We start from the raw sequence: 5,241 nt of genomic DNA on the forward strand, positions 1-5,241 counted from the left end.
GCCGGCCGCGGGCGGGGGCGCCCCCGCCCGCGGACGGTTCCCCTCTGGCTCAGACCGCGTAGGGGTCGCCGTATTCGGCGACACGCGCGGCCATCTCCTTCAGGGTGTCCAGCGCACGCAGGTACGGCACCGGACCGAGGGAGACGCGCGCCGCCCCCAGTTCGGCCACGCGGCTCAGGCTCGACCAGCCGGGCATGCAGTTGGCGTTGATCGGCCCGGGGACCCCGTCGACGAGCGTCGCGAGCGCCTTCTCGGACGGGATCAGGATCGGGTAGACGCAGTCCGCCCCGGCGTCCATGTACCGGCGCCCCCGCTCCACGGCCTCGGTGAGGCGGTCCTCCCCGCCCATGTCCCCGCCGCTGACGAAGACGTCCACCCGGGCGTTGACGACCAGGTCGCGGCCGGAGCCCCGGGCCGCCTCGCGCAGCCGGGAGATGCGCGCCGCCTGCTCGGCGGCGCCGACCATCCCGCCGCCCCTGTGGTCGGTGTCCTCGATGTTGAACCCGGCGGCGCCCATCCCGGCGAGCCGCTCCACCAGCTCCTCCGCCGGAAGGCCGTATCCGGCCTCGGCGTCGACGCTGACAGGGACGCCTGACGCCCGCACGACGCGCCCGGCGGCGGCGAGCATCTCCTCCGCGGGCGCCCCTTCGTGGTCGTCGTGGCCGAGCATGGCCGCGATCGCCGCGCTGGCCGTCGCCAGTGCGGGGAAGCCCGCCTCCTCGACGATGCTCGCGCTGGCCGCGTCCCACACGTTCGGCAGGAGCAGCGGGTCGCCAGGCTTGTGCAGGTCCCGGAGCCGCGCCGCCTCAGTGCTCGTGTCAGTCGCAATGGTGCCCATTGGTCCGGCCCTCCGATCGGTCGGGTGGATGTCCGTCCCCTGAACGACGCGCCCGGGGCCGGGAACGTGACATACCGAGGGCCGCGTCCGCCGCACAGGGCGGTGGCGTACCGACAGGGCCGGGGGACTCCCGGCACGGGCCGGATGCGGCCGGGAGGCCGCCGGGCGCCGCCGATCCGGTCCGGCGCCGGACCGGACCACGGTTCCCCTCGGCGCCGATAGGGGCGGAAGACTTCCTCCGCGAGCCCCTTCGTATTGCATTTTCCCTTTGCGTCTCCGTGTAGCATCCGATGCAATTTCGTCCAGTGGCCTGTCTCGTCCGCAGGAGTGACTTTTCCCTGGCGCTTGCGCCGCCCGGGGCCGGGAACGAAAACGGCCGAAATGTTCCCCGGCGCCCGAGCGGAGGTCCACCATGGAGACGCAGCCGTCGTTCGACGACCGCACCGATTTCAAGAACGCCGACAGGGGATACCGCGGAACGGCCGGCCAGGCCCAGATCACCGACGGTGACGGACGCGTGGTGTGGGACCTGGACGCCTACGCGTTCGTCGACGTGGAGTGCCCCCCGGAAGCGAACCCGAGCCTGTGGCGCCAGGCCCAGCTCTGCGCCAAGCACGGCCTGTACGAGGTCGCCGACGGCGTCTACCAGGTCCGCGGCTTCGACCTGTCCAACATCTCCTTCATCGAGGGCACCGAGGGCGTCGTCGTCATCGACCCGCTCCTGTCGGTCGAGTGCGCGGCCGCCGCCCTGGCCCTGTACCGCGAGCACCGCGGCGAACGCCCCGTCAAAGCGGTCGTCTACACCCACTCCCACGCCGACCACTTCGGCGGCGTCCGGGGCGTCCTGCCGGACGGTGCGGCGGACGTGCCGGTCATCGCCCCGGAGGGCTTCCTGGAGAACGCGGTCGCCGAGAACGTCTACGCCGGGACCGCCATGAACCGCCGGTCGGTCTTCATGTACGGGACGGTGCTGGACAAGGACGCCTCCCACCAGATCGGCGCCGGCCTGGGCCAGACCACCTCCACCGGCACCATCTCGCTGATCGAGCCCACCGTGACCGTCACCGCCACCGGCCAGGAGCAGGTGGTCGACGACGTCCGGCTCGTGTTCCAGCTGACGCCCGGCACCGAGGCGCCCGCGGAGATGAACGTCTTCCTCCCCGACCGGCGGGCCCTGTGCATGGCCGAGAACGCCACCCACACCCTGCACAACATCCTCACCCTGCGCGGCGCGCTCGTCCGCGACCCGCACGTGTGGGCGAACTACCTGACCGAGGCCATCGAGCTGTACGCCGCCGACTCCGACGTGCTGTTCGCCTCGCACCACTGGCCCACCTGGGGCACCGAGGAGCTCACCCTCTACCTGTCCCAGCAGCGGGACCTGTACGCCTACCTGCACGACCAGACCCTGCGGATGATCAATCAGGGCTACACCGGCGACGAGATCGCCGAGCGGATGGAGCTGCCGCCCGCGATCGCCTCCGCCTGGCACGCCCGCGGCTACTACGGGTCGGTCTCGCACGACGTCAAGGCGGTCTACCAGCGGTACATGGGCTGGTACGACGGCAACCCGGCCCATCTGTGGGAGCTGCCCCCGGAGGCGTCGGCCCGGCGGCACGTGGAGTACATGGGCGGCGCCGACACGGTGGTGGACCGGGCCCGGCAGGACGTGGACGCGGGCGAGCTGCGCTGGGCCGCCCAGGTCCTGAACTACGTCGTCTTCGACGACCCCCGCCACGTCCGCGCCCGCCGGCTGCTCGCCGAGGTGTACGACCGGCTCGGCCACGGCGCCGAGAACGGCACCTGGCGCAACTTCTACCTGCAGGGCGCCGCCGAGCTGCGCGGGGACAAGGTCCCCACGCCGGTCGACACCTCGTCGCCGGACGTCCTCCAGGCGTTGAGCGTCGCGCAGGTCTTCGACTCCATCGCGGTCCGCGTCGACGGCCCACGCGCCTGGTACACGACCCTGACCATCGACTGGATCTTCACCGACCTCAAGCAGGAGGTGCGGCTCCGCCTGTCCAACGGCGTCCTGGTGCAGACCGGCGCCCGCAACGGCTCCCGCGCCGACCTGACCCTCTTCCTCACCAAGCAGCAGCTCCTCCAAGTGATCGCCACGCAGAACCTGGACGGCATCACGACCGAGGGCGACCCCCATGCGCTCGCCACGCTGTGGAGCCTGCTGGCCGAGGTGGACCCGGACTTCGACATCGTCACGCCCTGACCCGTGCGCCGCGGCGGCCAGAGGAAGGGGCCTCAGTCCTTTCCGGCGACGAAGAAGCGGGGGAGGGCGGCCTCCATTCTCTGACGAACCAGAGAGGGAATCACCGATGCCGAAAGAGTCCATTTCCGTAATATGGCTGCAGTCGCCGGGCGGGTGATATGGAGCCCCCCGGCCCGAAAGGACGCAGTGCTCTGCGGTCACACCGCCGACGTCCGCGTGGACGGCTCCGAATTCCTCTTGGGGCGCCTCACCCTCGAGAACCACGTGGTCGGGACCGCGATCGGGGCCGACTGGGCCCTGGAGCCCACCCCCGCCTTCGAAGGCGGCCCCGCCGAGGGGTTCACGTGGGCGGTCGCGCTGCAGGACACGCCCGACCTGAACGGCCCGGTGGACGACGCCGTGGTCGTCCGGGACACGATCCCGGACACGGTCGAGGTGGTGGGCGTCCCGTACCGGGTGCACCCCACCAGGTGTGTCCCGGAGGAGCAGGACGGCTCCGGGGCGGGTGCGCCCGGTGATCACCGGGCACACCCGCCCTTCGGGGCACACCGGGGCCCGGTGCCGGAAACGGTCCCTCCGGCCCTTGAGCGGAGGCACTTGGGCCACAATCCCCGGAGGGGAGTTCAAGACGGCGCGTCGGTGGATAACCTTCCACCATGACTGTGCGGCGGATTATGGGCATCGAGACCGAGTACGGGATCTCCGTGCCCGGCAACCCCGGTGCCAACGCGATGGTGACCTCGACCCAGGTGGTCAACGCCTACCTCGCGGCCTCGGCCGCCCGGGCGCGCAAGGCGCGCTGGGACTTCGAGGAGGAGAACCCGCTGCGCGACGCGCGGGGCTTCGACCTCGCGCGCGAGGTCGCCGACCCGACCCAGCTCACCGACGAGGACCTGGGGCTGGCCAACGTCATCCTGACCAACGGCGCCCGCCTGTACGTCGACCACGCGCACCCCGAGTACTCGGCCCCGGAGGTGACCAACCCCCGCGACGCGGTGCTGTGGGACAAGGCCGGCGAGCGGGTGATGGCCGACGCGGCCCGGAGGGCCGCCGCCGTGCCCGGCGTCGAGCCGATCCAGCTCTACAAGAACAACACCGACAACAAGGGCGCCTCCTACGGCTGCCACGAGAACTACCTGATGCGCCGGTCGACCGCCTTCGGGGACATCGTGCGCCACCTGATCCCCTTCTTCGTCTCGCGCCAGGCGGTCTGCGGCGCCGGCCGGGTGGGCATCGGGGCCGACGGGCGCGACTCGGGCTTCCAGATCAGCCAGCGCGCCGACTTCTTCGAGGTCGAGGTGGGGCTGGAGACCACGCTCAAGCGCCCCATCATCAACACCCGCGACGAGCCGCACGCCGACCCCGACAAGTACCGCCGCCTGCACGTCATCCTGGGCGACGCGAACATGAGCGAGGTGTCCACCTTCCTGAAGCTCGGCACCACCTCGCTGGTGCTGTCGATGATCGAGGACGGGTTCATCGGGGTCGACCTGTCGCTGGAGACGCCCGTGGCCGACCTGCGGGCGATCTCGCACGACCCGGGCCTGACGCACCGGGCGCGGCTGCGCGACGGGCGGCGGATGACCGCCCTGCAGATCCAGCGCGAGTACCTGGAGCTGGCCGAGAAGTACGTGCAGGACCGCTACGGCAGCGAGCCCGACGCCGACACCGCCGAGGTGCTGCGGATGTGGGCGGACGTGCTGGACCGGCTCTCGCGCGACCCCATGCTCTGCGCCGAGGAGCTGGACTGGGTCGCCAAGCTCAAGCTGCTGGAGGGCTACCGCGACCGCGACGGTCTGGACTGGGGCCACCACCGTCTGCAGCTGGTCGACCTGCAGTACTCCGACGTGCGCCCGGACAAGGGGCTGTACAACCGGCTGGCCGGGCGGGGCCGGGTCAAGCGCCTGGTGGACGAGGCCGAGGTCGAGCGCTGCATCACCGAGCCGCCCGAGGACACCCGCGCCTACTTCCGCGGCCGCTGCCTGGCCAAGTACGCCGACGCGGTGGCGGCGGCCTCCTGGGACTCGGTCATCTTCGACCTTCCGGGCTACGACTCGCTGCAGCGGGTGCCCACCCTGGAGCCCAACCGCGGTACGCGCGAGCACGTGGGGGCGCTGCTGGACAGCGCCGACACCGCGGCCGACCTGGTCGCCGTGCTCACCGGCGGCAGGCGCTGAGG

Annotated in this window: 4 protein-coding genes; 3 read left to right on the forward strand and 1 reads right to left on the reverse strand. The window is 71.7% G+C overall.

The genetic code is table 11. The features are described from left to right. Positions 1 to 49: 49 nt before the first annotated feature. Positions 50 to 838, reverse strand: a complete 789-nt coding sequence (locus O4U47_RS30990) for an isocitrate lyase/PEP mutase family protein (protein WP_270681558.1) — start codon at positions 836 to 838, stop codon at positions 50 to 52. A 412-nt stretch (positions 839 to 1,250) separates the two neighbouring features. On the opposite strand from O4U47_RS30990, the gene O4U47_RS30995 reads away from it, so the two are divergent. The 3 genes from O4U47_RS30995 to dop all read left to right on the forward strand — a co-directional run bounded on the left by O4U47_RS30995 (position 1,251) and on the right by dop (position 5,239). Next, positions 1,251 to 3,062 carry an alkyl/aryl-sulfatase gene (locus tag O4U47_RS30995; RefSeq protein ID WP_270681559.1) on the forward strand — a complete coding sequence of 604 codons (1,812 nt, stop codon included), beginning with the start codon at positions 1,251 to 1,253 and terminating at the stop codon, positions 3,060 to 3,062. Positions 3,063 to 3,248: 186 nt separating this feature from the next. Continuing rightward, a complete protein-coding gene (locus tag O4U47_RS31000; RefSeq protein WP_270681560.1) occupies positions 3,249 to 3,722 on the forward strand; it encodes a hypothetical protein in 474 nt (157 codons plus the stop codon). Beyond that, positions 3,719 to 5,239 carry a depupylase/deamidase Dop gene (dop, locus tag O4U47_RS31005; protein ID WP_408639054.1) on the forward strand — a complete coding sequence of 507 codons (1,521 nt, stop codon included), beginning with the start codon at positions 3,719 to 3,721 and terminating at the stop codon, positions 5,237 to 5,239. Before O4U47_RS31000 ends, dop begins: the two co-directional genes overlap by 4 nt. Positions 5,240 to 5,241: the final 2 nt, after the last annotated feature.

The sequence above is a fragment of the Nocardiopsis suaedae genome, assembly GCF_027706745.1.
Lineage (GTDB): Bacteria > Actinomycetota > Actinomycetes > Streptosporangiales > Streptosporangiaceae > Nocardiopsis_A > Nocardiopsis_A suaedae.

Coding starts and splice junctions, on each gene's coding strand:
- dop (WP_408639054.1), top strand. CDS start 3,719: ATGACTGTGCGGCGGATTATGGGCATCGAGACCGAGTACGGGATCTCC.
- O4U47_RS30990 (WP_270681558.1), bottom strand. CDS start 838: ATGGGCACCATTGCGACTGACACGAGCACTGAGGCGGCGCGGCTCCGG.
- O4U47_RS30995 (WP_270681559.1), top strand. CDS start 1,251: ATGGAGACGCAGCCGTCGTTCGACGACCGCACCGATTTCAAGAACGCC.